Origin of the sequence: Burkholderia sp. AU6039, from assembly GCF_002223365.1 — a bacterium.
In the GTDB taxonomy this organism is placed as follows: domain Bacteria; phylum Pseudomonadota; class Gammaproteobacteria; order Burkholderiales; family Burkholderiaceae; genus Burkholderia.
In genome coordinates this window covers 555,524-574,579 of record NZ_NKFK01000004.1, presented here as the reverse complement: position 1 = coordinate 574,579, position 19,056 = coordinate 555,524, and the positions used below count along the sequence as shown (strand labels likewise).

Annotated in this window: 16 protein-coding genes and 1 pseudogene; 12 read left to right on the top strand and 5 right to left on the bottom strand. The window is 66.7% G+C overall.

Translation table 11 applies throughout. The features are described from left to right. The first annotated feature begins 342 nt into the window (after positions 1 to 342). The 3 genes and pseudogenes from CFB39_RS15330 to CFB39_RS15320 all read left to right on the top strand — a co-directional run bounded on the left by CFB39_RS15330 (position 343) and on the right by CFB39_RS15320 (position 2,074). Positions 343 to 777 (top strand): CHRD domain-containing protein, encoded by a 435-nt coding sequence (locus CFB39_RS15330; RefSeq protein ID WP_046544429.1) that lies wholly within the window; start codon positions 343 to 345, stop codon positions 775 to 777. A 17-nt stretch (positions 778 to 794) separates the two neighbouring features. Continuing rightward, a pseudogene (locus CFB39_RS15325) lies at positions 795 to 974 on the top strand (zinc ribbon domain-containing protein); the annotation flags it as partial. A gap of 137 nt (positions 975 to 1,111) precedes the next feature. Beyond that, complete coding sequence (locus tag CFB39_RS15320; protein WP_089473551.1) at positions 1,112 to 2,074, top strand: alpha/beta hydrolase; 963 nt, start codon at positions 1,112 to 1,114, stop codon at positions 2,072 to 2,074. On the opposite strand, the gene CFB39_RS15315 is transcribed toward CFB39_RS15320, so the two are convergent. Continuing rightward, positions 2,044 to 2,886, bottom strand: coding sequence for an EcsC family protein (locus tag CFB39_RS15315; protein ID WP_046544431.1), 843 nt, complete (start codon positions 2,884 to 2,886; stop codon positions 2,044 to 2,046). The genes CFB39_RS15320 and CFB39_RS15315 overlap by 31 nt on opposite strands. Before the next feature lie 107 nt (positions 2,887 to 2,993). Between CFB39_RS15315 and CFB39_RS15310 the strand changes: the two genes are divergently transcribed. Both CFB39_RS15310 and CFB39_RS15305 read left to right on the top strand, forming a co-directional pair. Then, positions 2,994 to 4,589 (top strand): MDR family MFS transporter, encoded by a 1,596-nt coding sequence (locus CFB39_RS15310; protein WP_089473550.1) that lies wholly within the window; start codon positions 2,994 to 2,996, stop codon positions 4,587 to 4,589. Between the two features lie 26 nt (positions 4,590 to 4,615). After that, positions 4,616 to 5,062 carry a MarR family winged helix-turn-helix transcriptional regulator gene (locus CFB39_RS15305; protein ID WP_089426316.1) on the top strand — a complete coding sequence of 149 codons (447 nt, stop codon included), beginning with the start codon at positions 4,616 to 4,618 and terminating at the stop codon, positions 5,060 to 5,062. Positions 5,063 to 5,142: 80 nt separating this feature from the next. Here the strand turns inward: CFB39_RS15305 and CFB39_RS15300 are convergent, their stop codons facing one another. Both CFB39_RS15300 and CFB39_RS15295 read right to left on the bottom strand, forming a co-directional pair. Then, positions 5,143 to 5,724 (bottom strand): DJ-1/PfpI family protein, encoded by a 582-nt coding sequence (locus tag CFB39_RS15300; RefSeq protein ID WP_021161332.1) that lies wholly within the window; start codon positions 5,722 to 5,724, stop codon positions 5,143 to 5,145. A 167-nt stretch (positions 5,725 to 5,891) separates the two neighbouring features. Then, the gene (locus CFB39_RS15295) at positions 5,892 to 7,172 is read right to left on the bottom strand and encodes an amino acid deaminase (protein WP_039360131.1); all 1,281 of its coding nucleotides are present in this window, start codon (positions 7,170 to 7,172) and stop codon (positions 5,892 to 5,894) included. A 132-nt stretch (positions 7,173 to 7,304) separates the two neighbouring features. On the opposite strand from CFB39_RS15295, the gene CFB39_RS15290 reads away from it, so the two are divergent. The 6 genes from CFB39_RS15290 to CFB39_RS39430 all read left to right on the top strand — a co-directional run bounded on the left by CFB39_RS15290 (position 7,305) and on the right by CFB39_RS39430 (position 12,015). Continuing rightward, entirely contained in the window at positions 7,305 to 8,243 is a 939-nt protein-coding gene (locus CFB39_RS15290; RefSeq protein ID WP_089473549.1) for a MurR/RpiR family transcriptional regulator, read from the top strand. A 2-nt stretch (positions 8,244 to 8,245) separates the two neighbouring features. After that, positions 8,246 to 9,727 carry an amidohydrolase family protein gene (locus tag CFB39_RS15285; protein ID WP_089473548.1) on the top strand — a complete coding sequence of 494 codons (1,482 nt, stop codon included), beginning with the start codon at positions 8,246 to 8,248 and terminating at the stop codon, positions 9,725 to 9,727. A 125-nt stretch (positions 9,728 to 9,852) separates the two neighbouring features. After that, on the top strand, positions 9,853 to 10,239 hold the full coding sequence (locus CFB39_RS15280; RefSeq protein WP_069248838.1) for a RidA family protein: 387 nt from the start codon (positions 9,853 to 9,855) through the stop codon (positions 10,237 to 10,239). 287 nt (positions 10,240 to 10,526) lie between these two features. Then, positions 10,527 to 10,961 (top strand): DUF1493 family protein, encoded by a 435-nt coding sequence (locus CFB39_RS15275; protein ID WP_256991405.1) that lies wholly within the window; start codon positions 10,527 to 10,529, stop codon positions 10,959 to 10,961. Positions 10,962 to 11,080: 119 nt separating this feature from the next. After that, positions 11,081 to 11,584 carry a peptidoglycan recognition family protein gene (locus CFB39_RS15270; RefSeq protein WP_306426924.1) on the top strand — a complete coding sequence of 168 codons (504 nt, stop codon included), beginning with the start codon at positions 11,081 to 11,083 and terminating at the stop codon, positions 11,582 to 11,584. Next, a complete protein-coding gene (locus tag CFB39_RS39430) occupies positions 11,578 to 12,015 on the top strand; it encodes a hypothetical protein (RefSeq protein ID WP_144030262.1) in 438 nt (145 codons plus the stop codon). The genes CFB39_RS15270 and CFB39_RS39430 overlap by 7 nt, the downstream gene beginning before the upstream one ends. 63 nt (positions 12,016 to 12,078) lie before the next feature. On the opposite strand, the gene queF is transcribed toward CFB39_RS39430, so the two are convergent. Further along, positions 12,079 to 12,903, bottom strand: a complete 825-nt coding sequence (queF, locus tag CFB39_RS15265; protein ID WP_089473547.1) for an NADPH-dependent 7-cyano-7-deazaguanine reductase QueF — start codon at positions 12,901 to 12,903, stop codon at positions 12,079 to 12,081. Positions 12,904 to 12,915: 12 nt separating this feature from the next. After that, positions 12,916 to 14,439 (bottom strand): threonine ammonia-lyase, biosynthetic, encoded by a 1,524-nt coding sequence (ilvA, locus tag CFB39_RS15260; protein ID WP_089426311.1) that lies wholly within the window; start codon positions 14,437 to 14,439, stop codon positions 12,916 to 12,918. Positions 14,440 to 15,014: 575 nt separating this feature from the next. On the opposite strand from ilvA, the gene CFB39_RS15250 reads away from it, so the two are divergent. After that, positions 15,015 to 19,034 (top strand): DUF3683 domain-containing protein, encoded by a 4,020-nt coding sequence (locus tag CFB39_RS15250; protein WP_089473545.1) that lies wholly within the window; start codon positions 15,015 to 15,017, stop codon positions 19,032 to 19,034. The last annotated feature ends 22 nt before the right edge of the window (positions 19,035 to 19,056 follow it).

The window sequence follows — 19,056 nt, the reverse complement described above, 5'->3', positions numbered from 1 at the left end:
ATGCCTGATACGGGGTGAACCGGATCCGACGGCGGCGTGCGCAAAAAAAACGCGGCCGGGCGGCCGCGTGAATACTCGCAGACTCCTTCGGACGAAGGAAACAAGCAACTGTGAGACGAAGTGTAGCGAAAGGCTGCGCGCCGATTCAGTCATCCGGCTGCAAAGGTCCATTCCAGCTTGATGCAGACTGACGCGCCGTGGGCCGCGCGAGCGGGCCGGCCGGGCGCGGTGCGGCGATTCGCTGCATGGCCGTTCGGTCGACTCCCGGACCGGCGGCGATCGACTACCATCCTATCTGGCGCCCCCGCTCGGGCGGCGTACAACGTCGTACAAGGAGAGTCCATGCTCAAGCTGCGTTTGCTCCAGGTCGCGTTACTCGCGGGCGTGCTGGCTGCCGGCAGCGCCGCCGCCGAAACGGTGCGCCTGTCCGCCAATCTCCAGCCGTCGAGTGAAGTGCCGCCCACGGCGACCAAGGGCTCGGGCGACGTCGAGGCCACCTACGACACGGCCACGCACATGCTGCAGTGGAAGGTCACTTACGAACACCTCACGGGGCCGGCCACCGCCGCGCACTTCCACGGGCCGGCGCCGGTCGGCCAGAACGCGGGCGTGCAGGTGCCGATCCCGAAGGAGGAGCTGGCGAGCCCGATCAAGGGCTCGAAGGAACTCACCGACGCGCAGGTCACCGACCTGATGGGCGGCAAGTGGTATTTCAACGTCCATACGAAGGAGCACCCGGCCGGCGAGATCCGCGGCCAGGTGATGCCGGCGAACTGAGTGCCGGCGTTTGATCCGTGAGCGCCGGAAACCGGCAGACGCAGGCGGCATTCCGCTGCGTCGGGTGCGGGCATGAGGGCCATGCCGATGTGGTTGGTGCGATCAACATACTGGCGCGGGGGCACCGCGTTGCAGCCTGTGGAGAGCCGGTGCAGTCGGGCAGCTCCGTGAAGCAGGAACCCGCCGAGGCGATCTGAGACAAGCATCATCGTTTCAAACGCGGTAGGAATCCCGAGCCTTCAGGCGCGGGAGGATGTCAAGTAGAGGCACCTGTCGAGTGGTGCGGGAACGATCGCACGTACCATCGTCACACTGCGATTACGGAGTGCGTCCGATGAGTTGGCAAAGCAAGTTCGCCTGCTGGCTGCTGCGCTGGCAGTTCCGTCCCGAGACCACGCGCGAGGTGCTCGATCCTGCCCGTGCACGGCGCTTTACCGACCTGCGGATGGTCGTGCCGCGCCGTGCGCCGTCGGGCTACCGGCTGCGCCAGTGCCATGGCCCGGGCGACGCGCCGCTGCGCGGCGAATGGCTCGAACGCACCGACTCGGTGGCGGGCCGAGGCCCTGGCCGCACGCTGCTGTACTTCCATGGCGGCGGCTATTACTTCTGTTCGACGAAGACCCACCGTCCGCTCGTGTTCGGCCTGACGAAGCGCGCGGGCGTGCGCTCGTTCTCGCTCGACTACCGGCTGGCGCCCGAGCACCGCTTCCCGGCCGCACTCGACGATGCGCTGGCCGCGTACCGGCAACTGCTGGCACTCGGCACGCCGCCCGAGTCGATCGTGCTCGGCGGCGATTCGGCGGGCGGTGGCCTCGCGCTCGCGACGCTCGTCGCGCTGCGCGACCGCGGCGAGCCGCTGCCGGCTGGCGCGATCCTGTTCTCGCCGTGGACCGACCTGGCCGCCACCGGCGCGACGCTGCGCACGAACGACGGCGCCGATCCGATGTTCGCCGGCGCGGCGCTGCCGAAGGCCGCGAAGCTGTACCTGGGCGACGAGCCGGGCACGAATCCGTACGCATCGCCGCTCTATGCGGATTTCGCGGGGCTGCCGCCGCTGTATATCCAGGTCGGCAGCACCGAGGTGCTGCTCGACGATTCGCGCCGCGTCGCCGAGAAGGCGAAGGCTGCCGGGGTCGCGGTGGAGATCGAAGTGTGGCCCGACATGCCGCACGTGTGGCAGCTGTACGCGCCGATGGTGCCGGAAGCGCGTGACGCGCTCGACCGCGCGGCCGCGTTCCTGCGCCGCGTCGCGGTCGAGCGTGCGGTTCAGCGTGCCGGCGAGGCGTCGATTGCCTGATAGGCGGCCTTGACGGCCACCGAGCCGTACTTGCGCTCGAGCCGGCGCACGGTGAAGTGGCCGTGCGCCATCTGCTGGAAGTGGTCGATGAACAGCGTATTGACGGTCGCGCCGAGCACGGCGCCGATCGCCGGAATCGACTTCGCGGCCATCTGCTCGGTCACCTGTACCGAAAAGCGCGACGCCACCGTCTGCACGAGCTTGAACACGGCCGCCGAGCTATGCGCGGCGATACCCTTCGTCGTGATGTCCGACGACGCCTTCGAAATCGCCTGCGCGAGCGCGCCGCGCAGCACGAAATAGCCGAGATCGGCGTCCTCTTCCTGCTTGTCCGGGTTGCCGCCCATGCCGAGCACGGCCAGGCATTGCAACTGCGTATCGACCGAGCCCAGGTCTTCGCCCTCGCTGCGCGCGATGTCGCACACCGAGCGGAAGATCAGCGTCGTCGTCACCGGCAGCTCGACCGGCAGCGCGAGAAAGCCGAATGCGCCGCCCGCCGCGCCGGTCGTTGCCACCGCGAGCTTGTGCAGCAGGTTGCTCGGCTTGTCGGGTTCGGCGTCCGGCCCGGGCGGCTTGCCGAGCGTGCGCAGCGCGATGTTCAGGCACTTGCGCAGCGCGAGCTGCGTCGCGTCGTTGATCTTGCCGGTCGCGAAATCCGGCAGCCGGGCGATCATTTTCTCGACCGGCGCGCCGAGCATGCCCGTCAGCTTCATCGTCAGCGACGGGCTTTCCAGCACCTGCTTCGCGCGCCACAGCGCGTCCCGATCCTCCTGGGACAGCGTGGTCGCGGGGGTGATTGAAATCGGTTCCATCTTTCTCCTTGGCGGTCTGAGCGAGTTTGACCGTCGCCAGCCTAGATTACTCCGGCGTGCTAGAATTTTGAGATTGTTTGACTCGTCAAAAGTTGCGCCAACAAAAAATGGCCGTCCATACTGCCGCCCACCATTCGAGCGGGCAAGTCCTGCCGTTCCGCGAATCGCTGCTGGCGATGATCGGGATCTCATTTGTCACCATGCTGGTCGCGCTCGACCAGACCGTCGTCGGCACCGCGTTGCCGACCATCGTCGCCGAGCTTCGCGGTTTCGACCTGTACGCGTGGGTCGCGACCTCGTACCTGCTCAGTTCCGTGATCACGGTGCCGATCTTCGGCCGGCTCGGCGACTATTACGGCCGCAAGCCATTCGTCATCGCGTCGATCGTCGTGTTCACCGGCGCGTCCGTGCTGTGCGGGATGGCGAACGACATGCTGATGCTCGTGCTCGCGCGCGGGCTGCAGGGGATCGGCGGCGGGATGCTGGTCGGCACCGCGTTCGCGTGCATTCCCGACCTGTTCCCCGATTCCGTCGTGCGGCTGCGCTGGCAGGTGCTGATGAGCTCCGCGTTCGGCATCGCGAACGCGGTCGGGCCGTCGCTCGGCGGTGTGCTGACCCAGTCGTTCGGCTGGCGTTCGGTGTTCTACGTGAACCTGCCGGTCGGCCTGCTGTCGCTGCTGTTCGTGTGGCGCTACCTGCCGCACCTGCGCCACGTCGAGCACGATCGCAAGATGCGGCTCGACTGGCCGGGCGCGCTGCTGATCGCGCTGTCGCTCGGCGCGCTGCAGCTGTTCGTCGAATGGCTGCCGAAGTACGGCGTCGCGAGCTGGGCGTCGCTGCTGCTCGTCGTCGCGGTCGCGGCCGGTTTCGGCCTGTGGCACTGGGAGAAGCGTTGCGCGCAGCCGATCTTGCCGTTCGACATGTTCGGCAACCGCGCGCTGTCGGCACTCTTCGTGCTGGCGATCCTCGCCGGCTTCTCGATGTTCTCGTTGCTGTTCTACGCGCCGCTGCTGTTCCAGGGCGGGTTCGGGATGTCGCCGAAGGAGGCGGGGCTCGTGATCACGCCGCTCGTCGTGTTCATCACGATCGGCAGCATCATGAACGGCCGGGTCGTCACGCGCATCCGCAATCCGAACGCGATGCTGCACGTCGGCTTCGTGCTGTTCGCGATCACCTGCGCGGGCATCGTCGTGTCGACCCACACGACGCCGAAGTGGCTGCTGATGGCGCTGATGGTCGCGGGCGGCATCGGGCTCGGCTTCGTGCTGCCGAACCTCACCGTCTTCGCGCAGCAGACGGCCGGCCGCGAGCATCTCGGCATCGCGACGGCGTTGCTGCAGTCGCTGCGGATGGTTGGCGGGATGGTCGGCACCGCGCTCACCGGCACGCTCGTCAACCAGATGTATTCGAGCGGCGTGCGCAATGCGCTGTCGGCCGACCATGCGATGCAATGGCATGCGCAGCTCGCCGATCCGCAGATCCTGATCGATCGCACCGCGCAGGGTGGTCTCGTCGCGGAGCTGACGCGCGCCGGGCATAATGGCGCGCTGCTGCTGGAAGCGGCCCGCGAATCGCTCGTCGGCGCGATTCACCTGGGCGTCGCGATGGCGGCGGTCGTCGCCGTGGTGTCGGTGTGGCAGTGCCGCCGGGTGCCGCCGATCGCGCTGCGGCACAAGATCGAACCGCATGTCGCGGCCGACTGAACGATTGAACGAGTAGAACTGAGCGCATGGAAGAACAGGACCGCGTCGCGATCTTGCAGCAATTCGGACGCACGTATCGCGCATTCATGACCGCGTTCGAGGCGCACGTCGGGCAACCGATGCCGCGCTGGCGCATCATGGTCGCGTTGCACACGATGGGCGGCCATTCGTCGCAGAAGAAGCTCGTCGAAGTGCTGCGCGTCGATCCGGGCGCGCTCACGCGCCAGTTGAAGTCGCTCGACGCGCTCGGCTGGATCCAGCGCGAATCCGACGCACGCGACAATCGCGTGACCAACGTGACGCTGACGGACGACGGCCGCGCCGCGTTCGACGCGTGCCTGCCGCGCCGCAAGGCATTTCTCGAACAGACGATGGCGCAATTGCCGGACGACGTGCTGACTGCGCTGTCGGGCGCGCTGGCGATGCTGGAGTCGCGGATCGCGGACGTCGGCTCGACGCCGGCCGCGCGCTGAAGCGCGGGGCAGGGCGGCGCGCATCCGCCGCCGGCCCGGCCCTTCATCTCATCTCAATTCACTGTCGGTCAGAAGCGGGTTCAAAGCTCGATGCGCGTGCCCAGCAGCGCGAGGAACTGCGCGAGCCAGGCCGGATGCGCGGGCCACGCGGGCGCGGTGACGAACGGCGCGTCGGTCACGGCCGCATCGACCGGGATGTCCGCGTATTCGCCGCCGGCGAGCTTCACCTCGGGTGCGCAGGCCGGGTAGGCCGAGATGCGCTTGCCGCGGATCACGTCGGCGGCCGCGAGCAGTTGCGCCGCGTGGCAGATCGCCGCGATCGGCTTGCCGGCTTCGGCGAACTCGCGCACGAGCGAGATCACCTTCGGATCGAGTCGCAGGTATTCGGGCGCGCGGCCGCCCGCGATCGCGAGCGCGTCGTAGCGCGATGCGTCGACGTCGTCGAACGCCGCGTTCAGCGTGAACTGGTGGCCGGGCTTCTCGGTGTAGGTCTGGTCGCCCTCGAAATCGTGGATCGCGGTCTTGATCTTGTCGCCCGCGCGCTTGCCCGGGCAGACTGCATCGACGTGGTGGCCGACGGCCTGCAGCGCCTGGAACGGCACCATCGTTTCGTAGTCTTCGGCGAAATCGCCGGTCAGGAACAGGATCTTCTTCGCGGCCATGGCTTTCTCCAGTGGAGCTGCGTTGAGGGCCCGCGCGACAGGCAAGTGCCACGCCCGCCTGAGGGCCCCGAGGACGAAAGCGCAGTGTACTCCGGCCGCTTGAAGCGCGCGTGACGGCCGCCCCGCGCGAGCGGCGGGGCGGTGGTGCACGTTGTGCGCGACGGGCGTCAGAAGAAGGTTTCGACGACTTCCGTCACGCTGAACTGCGGATCGAGCACGAGCACCTGGCGCCACTTGTCGAACGTCAGGCACGGGTGCGAGATGTCGAACGCGACCATGTCGCCCACTTTTACGTCCGCGCCCGGCGGGATCTGCAGGTATGCGTGCTGGTCCATCATTCCGGTGACGGCCCAGCCTTCGGTGGCGGCGACGTCGCGCGGCGCGGTGTCGCGGCCCGGGCGGAAGTGGCGCGCCGGCTCCGGCAGCCCCGCGTCGAACGCCGCGTCGCGCTTGCCGAGCGCGACGATCGCGCGATCCGCCTCCGGCACCGACTGCACATACGCCCACAGCTGCAGCGCGGGCAGCAGCCCTTCGCCCATCGTGCGTGCGATCGGGTTGCGCGCGAACACGTCGGTCTGCGCCTTCTTGTAGATGCCGACGTCGTGCGTCAGGTAGCAGCCCGGACGCAGCACGACTTCCGCGAAGCCGGCGTTCGACGCCTTCGCGAATTCCTCCGCGACCACGTCGTACCACGCAGAACCCGCGCCGGACAGGATCGCCGGCGTACGCGCGAAGCGGCCTGCTTCGGCGAGCTCACGCGTGAGCGCGACCGCTTCCTGCAGGAACGTGCGGATCTCGCCTTCTTCCTTCAGCACGCCTTCGTAGAGTTCGATGCCGGCCAGCTTCAGCGTGTCCGGATAGCGCGCGATCGCGGCGAGCACGGCCTCGCGTTGCGCGGCATCGCGCACGCCCGCGCGGCCGCCCGGCACGCCGAGCTCGAGCAGCACGTTCAGCGGCTTCTTCAGCGCACCGAAGAAGCGGCCGAGCTGGTCGACGCTCTCCGCCGAATCGACGAGGCAGAAGAATTCGAAGTCGGGGTCGGACAGCAGCCCGGCGATGATCGTCATGTTCTGGCGGCCGACCAGCTGGTTCGCGAGCAGCACGCGCCGCACGCCGCCGTGGTACGCGGCCTGCGTCTGGTGCGCGGTCGCGAGCGTGATGCCCCACGCGCCGGCGTCGAGCTGGCGGCGGAACAGTTGCGGCGCCATCGTCGTCTTGCCGTGCGGCGCGAACTTGACGCCGTACTTCTGCACGAAGGCCTGCATCCAGTTCAGGTTGTGTTCGATGCGGTCCTCGTAAAGCACGGCGGCCGGCAGGCTGACGTCTTCCGCAAGCAGGTTCCACTCGAGACGGCCTGCTTCGCCGAGCGGCACGCTCGCGCTGGGCAGATTGCCGAGGCCCTTGCCGAACGGATCGATCGTCGCTTCCTGATAGTTTGTAACTTTCATGTCATCCCGCTCCATCATCACTATGCATTGCACTGAAGTTGACACGCCGATGGTACAGAAAGTAGCATCGGCGCGGTGATGTTATTTAGTAACATCGAGCTTCGCGCCCTCGAGCTTCGCCCCTTTTTGCAGATGAATACGCCCGCCACCCCGTCCGCCCCGCTCGCAGCCGAGCTTCATCCGGCGCCGGCCGCTCCGCCGGTGCTCGACATCGTCGCGCGGATCGCCGAATGTGCGCCCGAGCTGCGCGAAGCCGAGCGCAAGGTCGCCGCGTTCATCCTCGCCGACCTGGCGCGCGCCGCGCATGCGAGCATCGGCGCGCTGGCACGCGACGCGGAGGTCAGCGTCGCGACGGTCACGCGTTTCGCGAAGGCGGTCGGCTGCCGCGACGTGCGCGAACTGAAGGTGCTCGTCGCGCAGGCGGCGGCCGTCGGCCAGCGCTTCCTGGTGCCGTCCGACGACGCGCCGGCCGACGACACGAGCCCCGCGTCGATGGTCTACGACGAGATCCGCGTCGCGCTCGCGCACAACCATCAGTTGCTGCGCAATACGTCGTTCGAGGCAGCGGCCGACCTGCTCGCCGCCGCAAAGATGACCTACGTGTACGGGCAGGGCGGCGGCTCGACCGCGCTCGCCGACGAGTTGCGCTTCCGGCTCGTGCGCTTCGGCCGGCCGGTCGCGAGCTACCAGGACAGCGTGCTGCAGCGGATGGTGGCCGCGACGCTGTCGCGCGACACCGTCGTCGTCGCGCTGTCGGTGAGCGGGCGCGTGCCCGAGCTGCTCGAGAGCTGCCGGCTCGCGAAGCGCTACGGCGCGAAGCTGATCGCGATCACCGCGCCGGCATCGCCGCTCGCGAAGCTGGCCGACCACTTGATCCCGGTCGTCGCGTTCGAAACCGATTTCATTTACAAGCCGTCGACATCGCGCTACGCGATGATGATGGCGATCGACGTGCTCGTCACCGGAGTCGCATTGCGGCTCGGCGATGCGGGCCGAGAATCGCTGCGTCGCATCAAGCACGCGCTCGATGCGCATCGCGGCGGCGGAGACCGTCAACCGGTAGGAGACTGACCATGCATTCGCATCCCGAAGCCGCCGATACGCTGATCGTCGGCGCGCAGCTTTACGACGGTACCGGCGCGCCGCCCGTCACGCGCGACGTCGCGATCCGCAACGGCCTGATCGCGGCGATCGGCAACCTGTCGAACTGGCTGGCCGAGAACGTCGTCGATGCGAACGGCCGCGCGCTCGCGCCGGGCTTCGTCGACGTGCACACGCACGACGACACGCACGTGATCCGCGCACCGGAGATGATCCCGAAGATCTCGCAGGGCGTGACGACCGTGATCGTCGGCAACTGCGGGATCAGCGCATCGCCGGTGACGCTCGCGGGCGATCCGCCCGATCCGATGAACCTGCTCGGCGAGCGCGGTGCGTTCCAGTACCCGACCTTCGCCGACTACGTCGCGGCCGTGAACGGCGCGCGTCCGGCCGTAAACGTCGCGGCGCTCGTCGGCCACACGGCGCTGCGCAACAACCAGATGGACCGCCTCGACCGCGCGGCGACCGACGGCGAGATCGCCGGCATGCGCGCGCAGCTCGAGGAGGCGCTCGCGAACGGCGCGCTCGGCCTGTCGTCGGGTCTCGCGTACGGCTCCGCGTTCGCGGCGCCGGCCGAAGAGGTGATGGCGCTCGCCGAGCCGCTCGCGAATGCGGGCGCGCTGTACACCACGCACATGCGCACCGAGTTCGACGCGATCCTCGATGCGATGGAAGAGGCGTACCAGGTCGGCCGCCATGCGCGCGTGCCGGTCGTGATCTCGCACCTGAAGTGCGCGGGCCCGTCGAACTGGGGGCGCAGCACCGAGGTGCTCGCGTCGCTCGAAGGCGCGCGCCGCTACCAGCCGGTCGGCTGCGACTGCTATCCGTACAGCCGCAGCTCGTCGACGCTCGACCTGAAGCAGGTGACGGGCGACATCGACATCACGATCACGTGGTCCGAGCCGCACCCGGAAGTGGCGGGCAAGCTGCTGAAGGCGATCGCGGCCGAGTGGGGCGTGACCGAGCAGGAAGCCGCGCAGCGCATCCGCCCGGCGGGCGCGGTGTACCACAACATGTCCGAGGACGACGTGCGCCGGATCCTGTCGCATCCCGCGACGATGGTCGGCTCCGACGGCCTGCCGAACGATCCGCTGCCGCACCCGCGGCTGTGGGGCGCGTTCCCGCGCGTGCTCGGCCATTACGTGCGCGACACGAACCTGCTGCCGCTCGAGGAAGCGATCCGCAAGATGACATCGCTGTCCGCGCGCCGCTACGGGATCGCGCGGCGCGGCGAGGTGCACGTGGGCTACCACGCGGATCTCGTGCTGTTCGACCCGGCGAGCGTGATCGACGCCGCGACGTTCGAGAAGCCGCAGCAGCCCGCGCACGGGATCGACGCCGTGTGGGTGAACGGCGTGCTCACTTATGAAAACGGTCAGCCGACCGGCGAGCGCGCCGGCGGCTTCGTCGCCCGCGGCGAGCGCGTGCCGGCGAGTGCCGACGCCGCGTTCTGAACGCGGTGGTTGTTCCGATCTGCCGCGCGCGCCGTCGTCGGTGCGCGCATCCGTAACCGTGCGTTGCATGGGGCCGGAGCAGGCGCTGAAGCGCCGGCTCCGGCCGACAAACAAGGAGAGAAACGATGAAGCGATATGGCGTAGGCGAAGCGAAGGGCACGGGCGGCCAGGTGATGCCGTTCGCACGCGCGGTCGAGGCCGACGGCTGGCTGTACGTGTCGGGCCAGACGCCGATGGTGAACGGCGAGGTCGTCGAAGGCGGCATCGTCACGCAGTCGAAGCAGACGATCGAGAACGTGATCGCGATCCTGAAGGAAGCCGGCTACGGCCTCGAGCACGTCGTGCGCTGCGGCGTGTGGCTCGACGACGCGCGCGATTTCGCGTCGTTCAACAAGGTGTTCATTTCGTACTTCGGCGAGCATCCGCCGGCACGCGCGTGCGTGCAGTCGAGCATGGTCATCGACTGCAAGGTCGAGGTCGACTGCATCGCGTACAAGCCGCCGGTGAAGTAACGCGGCGAGGGCGGAAGCTGTACAACAAGGCCGGTGCATTGACGTGCACCGGCCTTGTTGCATTTGAGGCAGTCGATGCGAGGGCGAGCGGGCGGGCGAGGGCGTTCAAATACAACTCGGTTGAAGTAGGTATGGGCGGCACCGAAACTTTGCATTGTGTGACGAAGCTTTTCCGACGGGCCTCAACGTGACACGCCTGTCTGAGCCGGCGGCGACAGCAAGCCGCGGATGCATGGCGCGATTCGCCGGCTACAACCGCCTTTCAATCCAGAGGGCAAGGTGTTTTGATGGAAAACGTGCGTTGGGATGAGATCGAGGTCTTCGTCAGAGCAGAGGTAGGGCTTGGCAAATCGACGCCATTGTTCGTCGCCACGAGGCTTTGGGAGGATCTTGGCCGGACCGGCGACGAAGCAGACGATTTCATGGGTCGCTTTTTCGAGCGTTTTTCCGTCGATGCCGGCGACTTCGATTTTCACCGGTATTTCCTGATGGAGGGCGAAGAGGCCTCTATTCATTGTTCCGCCGATGGGTGCTCCGAAAACCGCACGCTCTCGAACGGGAATCGATCACGCTGGCGATGCTGTACCGCGCAGCGGTTGAACGGAAATGGGGTGCGCGGCAATTCACCGAGCTATCGTGAAGAGTCGAGTGAGCAGGTGCGCATGACTTCCGGAGAACTGAACGTAAGCGATAGGCGGAAAGCTCAAGGCGATATACCGTAATCAAACCGGAGGGTATTGGATGTTGTCGATTGATTCCAGCGGGATGGTTGTGACTCCGCGCGTAGTACGGGCCAGAAAAATCCAAATTGAGCGCGGTGCGATGCAGAGGATTAGTGGGATTGTCGTTCATCAAACAGGTGGTTCAACTGCGACTTCTGCGCTCAGCAGCTATCAGAATGCGTCGGCGCACTGGCGCGCATTTTCTGATTGAAAAAGATGGAACGATTTATCAGACGGCATCTTTGAAGAAGATGACTTGGCATGTCGGTCGGATCAAGGCACGCTGTGTTGCCGAAATGCGTTGCACGCCCGTCGAACTGGAGCAACTTCGCCGTTTTGACCCGCGTGGAGAAGACCGGCGGGAGATGCGCAAGGCGGTCCCGGACCGTTACCCTTCCAATACGGACAGCATTGGCGTGGAATTGGTCGGTGAAGCTCTGCCACTCAATGAGCCCAACCCTGATCGACGAACCTACGTCGCGGCGCCGGAAGCTCAGAACGATTCGTTGCGATGGCTCGTCCACGCCCTTTCGGTAACGCTGCGTGTGCCGGTGACAGAGGTTTTTCGTCACCCGGTAGTATCGCGGAAGAACCGGACGGAGGCGGCGAGAGTGCAATGGTGATTCGGATCGCAGTTTTGATGTTGGCGCTCGCACTCAGCCACAGTGTGGCTGCGGGCACGCTGTCCAATAGGGCATCGCCTGGCGGCGCGGCACCCGTTGTTGTGCCGGAGTCAGTCGAAATCGTCAGGAACGGTGCGTGGTCGGCTGACATCAGCGGGGACGAAACGGCGGATATGTGTCGTGCGTTCGTTCTTCGGCGTGCGGATGTCAGCGCATTTTTCAAGCGTGCGGGCCGCGTAACAGAGCGGGCGTACAGCCATGACCTGGACGCCGCGCGTTGCTATGCCGAAGGGGAAGCGCGTCTGGCGGGCGGTGGCGCGGCGAAATGGAGGATAGACCAGGCAAGGCGAGGCTTCATTTCCATGCACGATGGTCGAACAATCTACCTGTATTGTCCGAAGTGCCGGGCCGACGTATTCGCACCGAATTAGGGAAGCACGCCTTCCGCAAGCGGGCAGTGTTGGCGGACCGAAAACGTCCGCCAACCCACTCATTTACTGTCGCGCGTTGCGCGCGTTATCCGGCATCGGCTGGTTGTAGTTGGTGCGGAACGGATTGATGTCGAGCCCGCCGCGGCGCGTATAGCGCGCATACACCGCGAGCTTCACCGGTTTGCATGCGTGCAGGATGTCGAGGAAGATCCGCTCGACGCACTGCTCGTGAAAGCCCGTGTGGTTGCGGAACGAGATGATGTAGCGCAGCAGGCCCGCGTGGTCGATCTGCGGCCCGACATAGTGGATCTGCACGCTGCCCCAGTCGGGCTGGCCGGTGACCGGGCAGTTCGAGCGCAGCAGGTCGGACACGAGCGTTTCCTCGACCGGCGCTTCGTCTTCAGCGGCCGACAGCAGCGACGGATCGGGTTCGTACGCGTCGGTGTCGAGGTCGAGCCGGTCGAGCGACAGCCCGTCGAGCTCGTCCATCTCGAGCTTGCCGAAATCGTGCGGCGACACGAGCTGCACGGACACGGTCGCGCCGCACGCGGCCGACACGTCGCGCTTCAGCACGTCGCGCACTGCGTCGATCGAATCGAACTTCGTCTGCGCGAACGAGCCGAGATACAGCTTGAACGACTTCGATTCGACGATGTTCGGCGATTCGGCCGGCACGTAGAACGTCGCGACCGCGATCTGCGGCTTGCCGCGCGCGTTGAGCCACGACAGCTCGTAGGCGTTCCAGATGTCGGTGCCGAAGAACGGCAGCGCCGACGTGATGCCGAGCTGCTCACGTGCGCCGGCGCGCGGGATCGGGAACAGCAGCGACGCGTCGTACTGGGCGGCGTAGACGGTGGCCTTGCCGAGCGGGGAATGTTCGGGATTCATGCGTGACGCCTTTTACGACAGGAAGAGGCGGTAAGCCGGGTTGGCGCTCTCCTCGACATACGGATAGCCGAGTGCCGCGAGGAAGCGTTCGAATTCGGCGCGATCGGCCTGCGGCACCTGCAGCCCGACGAGGATCGAGCTGTAGTCCGCGCCTTGGTTACGATAGTGGAACAGGCTGATGTTCCAGTCCGGCGCCATCGACGACAGGAACTTCATCAGCGCGCCCGGGCGTTCCGGGAATTCGAAGCGGAACAGGCGCTCGTCGAGCGCGAGCGGCGAGCGGCCGCCCACCATGTAGCGGATGTGTTCCTTCGACAGCTCGTCATGCGTCAGGTCGACGCTCTTGAAGCCATGCGACTCGAAGTTCGCGGCGATCTCGGCCGATTCGCCGCGGCGCTTGATCTGCACGCCGACGAAGATGTGCGCGGCCTGCGCATCGGCGATCCGGTAGTTGAACTCGGTGACGTTGCGGTCGCCGACGAGCGAGCAGAAGCGCTTGAAGCTGCCGCGCTCCTCGGGGATCGTGACCGCGAACACGGCTTCGCGCGCTTCGCCCACTTCCGCGCGCTCGGCGACGAAGCGCATCCGGTCGAAGTTCATGTTCGCGCCGGACGTGACCGCGACGAGCGTCTGGTTCTCGATGCCTTCGCGTTCCGCGTAGAGCTTCGCGCCCGCGACCGCGAGCGCGCCGGACGGCTCGAGCACGCTGCGCGTATCCTGAAAGACGTCCTTGATCGCCGCGCACAGTGCGTCGGTGTTCACCGTCACGACGCCGTCGAGGTATTCGCTGCAGAGCCGGAAGGTTTCCTCGCCGACCAGCTTCACGGCGGTGCCGTCCGCGAACAGGCCGACCTCGCTCAGCTCGACACGCTTGCCGGCTTCCAGCGACTGCGCCATCGCGCACGAATCCTCGGCCTGCACGCCGATCACCTTGATCTCCGGGCGCACCGCCTTCACGTAGGCCGCGACGCCGGACGCGAGCCCGCCGCCGCCGATCGGCACGAAGATCGCATGGATCGGGCCCTGGTGCTGGCGCAGGATTTCCATCGCGATCGTGCCCTGGCCTGCGATCACGTACGGATCGTCGAACGGGTGGACGAACGTGAGGCCGCGCTCTTCCTGCACCTTGACCGCGTGTGCATACGCGTCGCTGTACGACTCACCGGCCTGGATCACCTCGACGCTCGGGCCGCCGTGCGCACGCACCGCATCGACCTTCACCTGCGGCGTCGTGACCGGCACGACGATCACGGCCTTGACGCCCATCCGCGCCGCCGAGAACGCGACGCCCTGCGCGTGGTTGCCGGCCGACGCCGTAATCACGCCGCGCGCGAGTGCTTCCGACGGAATGTGCGCCATCTTGTTGTACGCGCCGCGCAGCTTGAACGAGAACACCGGCTGGTTGTCCTCGCGCTTCAGGTAGACGGCGTTGCGCAGGCGGGCCGACAGGTTGCGGGCGGATTCGAGTTCCGTCTCGATCGCGACGTCGTAGACGCGCGCGGTGAGGATTTTCTTCAGGTAATCGTGGGATGCCATGGGCGCTCGCGTGCAGTGCGGAAAGCAGACGGTAAAGGATCAATGATAGCGCCAAGGGTCTGCCTGCACGCAAGCGGCATGCCGAGCCGTTGCTCGCGGGGCCGTGCGGGCGGGGCGTCGGCGGGCGCGCGCCGCCTTTTTTACCGGCTTAACCGCACGGTTACCGACCGGACGGACGGCGAATGATCGCGCGAAATCGCGCCGAGCCAGGCCTGGCGCGGCTCGCGGGGATAGCCCCACGACCTGTCCGACGTGTCACGCGTGACCCGATCATGGGTTAGAATTCCGTTTTGAATCAAGGATCGGAAGATGCAGAGGCACCCTCGGATCGCACCGTTGAAGCCGACGCCGCGCGCAGCCAGCCCCGCGGCCGAACGGCACGCGCGCCGCGCGCGATCGTGCTGATCGTTCCGAGTGCCGCCAGGCCCTGTCGCCGGCCAGGAGGGGCGAGTCGCCCGCTCCGGCCCCATGAAGGACAGCCGCGCGCCTGGTAACAGAACAGATTTCCCCAAGATTGCGCCCACGCGCTTGCCGACGCCCGTGCACGGTGTATCGGCCCTCCGAGTCGTCCGAACATGAACGCACCACAAGTTTTCGATCCGCATGGCGCGGCCGCCGCCGTCGCCGCCGACCCCGCGCCCCGCTTGCGCGAGATTCCCTACAACTACACGTCCTTCTCGGATCGCGAGATCGTGATCCGCCTGCTCGGCGAAGAAGCGTGGTCGGTGCTTGACGAATTGCGCGCCGAGCGCCGTACGGGCCGCTCGGCACGGATGCTGTATGAAGTGCTCGGCGACATCTGGGTCGTGCGCCGCAACCCGTACCTGCAGGACGACCTGCTCGACAACCCGAAGCGCCGCGCGCTGCTGATCGAGGCGCTGAACCACCGCCTTACCGAAATCGGCAAGCGCCGCAGCGCGGATCTCACCGAGCACCGCGACGACGCGGGCCGCGAGCGCGCATCGCGCGTCGAGATGCTCGAAACCGCCGCGCAGCGTGCGGTCAACGAGTTCGCCGACGAATTCGAGAAGATGGCCGACCTGCGCCGCCGCGCGACCAAGGCGCTCGGCCGCTGCACGCAGAAGGACAACATCCGTTTCGACGGGCTGTCGCGCGTGTCGCACGTGACCGACGCGACCGACTGGCGTGTCGAATACCCGTTCGTCGTGCTGACCCCCGATAGCGAAGCCGAGATCGCCGGCCTGATCAAGGCCTGCTTCGAGCTCGGCCTGACCGTGATCCCGCGCGGCGGCGGCACCGGCTACACGGGCGGCGCGGTGCCGCTCACGCCGTTCTCCGCCGTCATCAACACCGAAAAGCTCGAGCAACTCGGCGCGGTCGAGCTGACCGAGCTGCCGGGCGTCGCGCACAAGGTGCCGACGATCTTCTCCGGCGCGGGCGTCGTCACGCGCCGCGTGACCGAGGCGGCGGAAGCGGCCGGCTACGTGTTCGCGGTCGATCCCACCTCGCTCGACGCATCGTGCATCGGCGGCAACGTCGCGATGAACGCGGGCGGCAAGAAGGCCGTGCTGTGGGGCACCGCGCTCGACAACCTGGCCTGGTGGCGGATGGTCGACCCGGACGGCAACTGGCTCGAAGTCACGCGCCACGAGCACAACCAGGGCAAGATCCACGACATCGCGGTCGCGCGTTTCGAGCTGAAGTGGTTCGACGGCGCGTATGCGCCGGGCGAGAAGCTGCTGAAGAGCGAGATGCTCGAGATCGAAGGCCGCCGGTTCCGCAAGGAAGGGCTCGGCAAGGACGTGACCGACAAGTTCCTCGCCGGCCTGCCGGGCGTGCAGAAGGAAGGCTGCGACGGGCTCATCACGTCCGCGCGCTGGGTGCTGCACAAGATGCCCGCGCACACGCGCACCGTCTGCCTCGAATTCTTCGGCCAGGCGCGCGAGGCGATCCCGAGCATCGTCGAGATCAAGGATTACCTGTTTGAAACGTCGAAGCAGGGCGGCGCGATCCTCGCGGGCCTCGAGCACCTCGACGAGCGCTACCTGCGCGCGGTCGGCTACGCGACCAAGAGCAAGCGCAATTCATTCCCCAAGATGGTGCTGATCGGCGACATCGTCGGCGACGATGCCGATGCGGTCGCGCACGCCACGTCCGAAGTGATCCGGATGGCGAACGGCAAGAGCGGCGAAGGCTTCGTCGCGGTCAGCGCGGAGGCGCGCAAGCGCTTCTGGCTCGACCGCAGCCGCACGGCCGCGATCGCGAAGCACACGAACGCGTTCAAGATCAACGAAGACGTCGTGATCCCGCTGAACCGGATGGGCGAGTACACCGACGGCATCGAGCGGATCAACATCGAGCTGTCGCTGAAGAACAAGCTGCAGCTCGTCGATGCGCTGGAAGCGTTTTTCCGCGCTGGCAACCTGCCGCTCGGCAAGACCGACGACGCGAACGAGATCCCGAGCGCCGAACTGCTCGAAGACCGGGTCCAGCAGGCGCTGGAGCTGCTCAAGCGCGTGCGTGCCCGCTGGGAATTCGTGCGCGACCGGCTCGACCAGCCGCTGCGCGAGGCGCAGCACTACCTCGTGCAGCTCGGCTACGAGGCGCTTGCCGAGAAGTTCGCCGATCGCGCGGACGATCAGCCGGGCGCGACCGTGTTCCACATCACGCAGGACCGCACGGTCCGCATCTCGTGGAAGCAGGAGATCCGCGCCGAGCTGCGCGCGATCTTCAACGGCGGCGCGTTCAAGCAGATCCTCGACGAGGCGCAGGCGATCCACAAGCAGGTGCTGCGCGGCCGCGTGTTCGTCGCGCTGCACATGCACGCGGGCGACGGCAACGTCCACACCAACCTGCCGGTCAACTCCGACAACTACGAGATGCTGCAGGACGCCCACGCGGCGGTCGCACGCATCATGACGCTCGCGCGTTCGCTCGACGGCGTGATTTCCGGCGAGCACGGCATCGGCATCACGAAGCTCGAGTTCCTGACCGACGACGAGATCGCCGAATTCCGCGCGTACAAGCAGCGCGTCGACCCGAACGGCCGCTTCAACAAGGGCAAGCTGCTCGAAGGCGCCGATCTGCGCAACGCCTATACGCCGAGCTTCGGGCTGATGGGGTACGAGTCGCTGATCATGAAACAGTCCGACATCGGCGCGATCGCCGATTCGGTGAAGGACTGCCTGCGCTGCGGCAAGTGCAAGCCGGTGTGCGCGACGCACGTGCCACGCGCGAACCTGCTGTACAGCCCGCGCAACAAGATCCTCGCAACCTCGCTGCTGGTCGAGGCGTTCCTGTACGAGGAACAGACGCGCCGCGGCGTGTCGATCAAGCACTGGGACGAGTTCAACGACGTAGCCGACCACTGCACGGTGTGCCACAAGTGCGCGACGCCGTGCCCGGTGAAGATCGACTTCGGCGACGTCACGATGAACATGCGCAACCTGTTGCGCAAGATGGGCAAGAAGAAGTTCAACGCCGGCAATGCGGCGGGCATGTTCTTCCTGAACGCGACCAATCCGCAGACGATCAACGTCGCGCGCAGCGTGATGATGGGCGCCGGCTACAAGGTGCAGCGCTTCGCGAACGACATGCTGAAGAAGGTCGTGACGAAGCAGACGCAGCACCCGCCGGCCACGGTCGGCAAGCCGCCGGTAGTCGAGCAGGTGATCCACTTCGTCAACAAGAAGATGCCGGGCAACCTGCCGAAGAAGACGGCGCGCGCGCTGCTCGACATCGAGGACAACAAGATCGTGCCGATCATCCGCAATCCGAAATCGACCACCGTCGATTCGGAAGCGGTGTTCTACTTCCCGGGCTGCGGCTCCGAGCGCCTGTTCTCGCAGGTCGGCCTCGCCACGCAGGCGATGCTGTGGGAAGCCGGCGTGCAGACGGTGTTGCCGCCGGGCTACCTGTGCTGCGGCTATCCGCAGCGCGGCTCGGGCCAGTACGACAAGGCCGAGAAGATCGTCACCGACAACCGCGTGCTGTTCCACCGGGTCGCGAACACGCTGAACTACCTCGACATCAAGACGGTGGTCGTGTCGTGCGGCACCTGCTATGACCAGCTCGCCGGCTACGAATTCGACAAGATCTTCCCGGGCTGCCGGATCATCGACATCCATGAGTTCCTGCTCGAGAAGGGGATGAAGCTCGATGGCGTGACGGGCACGCGCTACATGTATCACGACCCGTGCCACACGCCGATCAAGACGATGGACCCGGTGAAGCTCGTCAACGAGCTGATGGGCGCCGAGAAGGACGGCTACAAGATCGAGAAGAACGATCGCTGCTGCGGCGAATCGGGCACGCTCGCGGTCACGCGCCCGGACGTGTCGACGCAGGTCCGCTTCCGCAAGGAAGAGGAGATCCGCAAGGGGGCCGCGAAGCTGCGCAGCATCCCGGTCGTGGCCGGCAACGCGCCGGCGCCGGCGGCAGCGAACGGCCCGGACGTGAAGATCCTGACGAGCTGCCCGTCGTGCCTGCAGGGCCTGTCGCGCTACAGCGAGGACGCGAACCTCGAGGCCGACTACATCGTGGTCGAAATCGCGCGCCAGGTGCTCGGCGAGAACTGGATGGCCGATTATGTCGCACGTGCGAACAATGGCGGGATCGAGCGCGTGCTGGTCTAATGCGGGCATGACGACCGCCCGA

What these genes read in the sequence shown, in the direction of transcription:
- CFB39_RS15280 (WP_069248838.1), top strand. Translation starts at nt 9,853, where the DNA reads ATGAAGCGATATGGCGTAGGCGAAGCGAAGGGCACGGGCGGCCAGGTG.
- CFB39_RS15300 (WP_021161332.1), bottom strand. Translation starts at nt 5,724, where the DNA reads ATGGCCGCGAAGAAGATCCTGTTCCTGACCGGCGATTTCGCCGAAGAC.
- CFB39_RS15305 (WP_089426316.1), top strand. Translation starts at nt 4,616, where the DNA reads ATGGAAGAACAGGACCGCGTCGCGATCTTGCAGCAATTCGGACGCACG.
- CFB39_RS15290 (WP_089473549.1), top strand. Translation starts at nt 7,305, where the DNA reads ATGAATACGCCCGCCACCCCGTCCGCCCCGCTCGCAGCCGAGCTTCAT.
- CFB39_RS15285 (WP_089473548.1), top strand. Translation starts at nt 8,246, where the DNA reads ATGCATTCGCATCCCGAAGCCGCCGATACGCTGATCGTCGGCGCGCAG.
- CFB39_RS15250 (WP_089473545.1), top strand. Translation starts at nt 15,015, where the DNA reads ATGAACGCACCACAAGTTTTCGATCCGCATGGCGCGGCCGCCGCCGTC.
- CFB39_RS15330 (WP_046544429.1), top strand. Translation starts at nt 343, where the DNA reads ATGCTCAAGCTGCGTTTGCTCCAGGTCGCGTTACTCGCGGGCGTGCTG.
- CFB39_RS15310 (WP_089473550.1), top strand. Translation starts at nt 2,994, where the DNA reads ATGGCCGTCCATACTGCCGCCCACCATTCGAGCGGGCAAGTCCTGCCG.
- queF (WP_089473547.1), bottom strand. Translation starts at nt 12,903, where the DNA reads ATGAATCCCGAACATTCCCCGCTCGGCAAGGCCACCGTCTACGCCGCC.
- CFB39_RS15295 (WP_039360131.1), bottom strand. Translation starts at nt 7,172, where the DNA reads ATGAAAGTTACAAACTATCAGGAAGCGACGATCGATCCGTTCGGCAAG.
- CFB39_RS15315 (WP_046544431.1), bottom strand. Translation starts at nt 2,886, where the DNA reads ATGGAACCGATTTCAATCACCCCCGCGACCACGCTGTCCCAGGAGGAT.
- ilvA (WP_089426311.1), bottom strand. Translation starts at nt 14,439, where the DNA reads ATGGCATCCCACGATTACCTGAAGAAAATCCTCACCGCGCGCGTCTAC.
- CFB39_RS39430 (WP_144030262.1), top strand. Translation starts at nt 11,578, where the DNA reads ATGGTGATTCGGATCGCAGTTTTGATGTTGGCGCTCGCACTCAGCCAC.
- CFB39_RS15320 (WP_089473551.1), top strand. Translation starts at nt 1,112, where the DNA reads ATGAGTTGGCAAAGCAAGTTCGCCTGCTGGCTGCTGCGCTGGCAGTTC.
- CFB39_RS15275 (WP_256991405.1), top strand. Translation starts at nt 10,527, where the DNA reads ATGGAAAACGTGCGTTGGGATGAGATCGAGGTCTTCGTCAGAGCAGAG.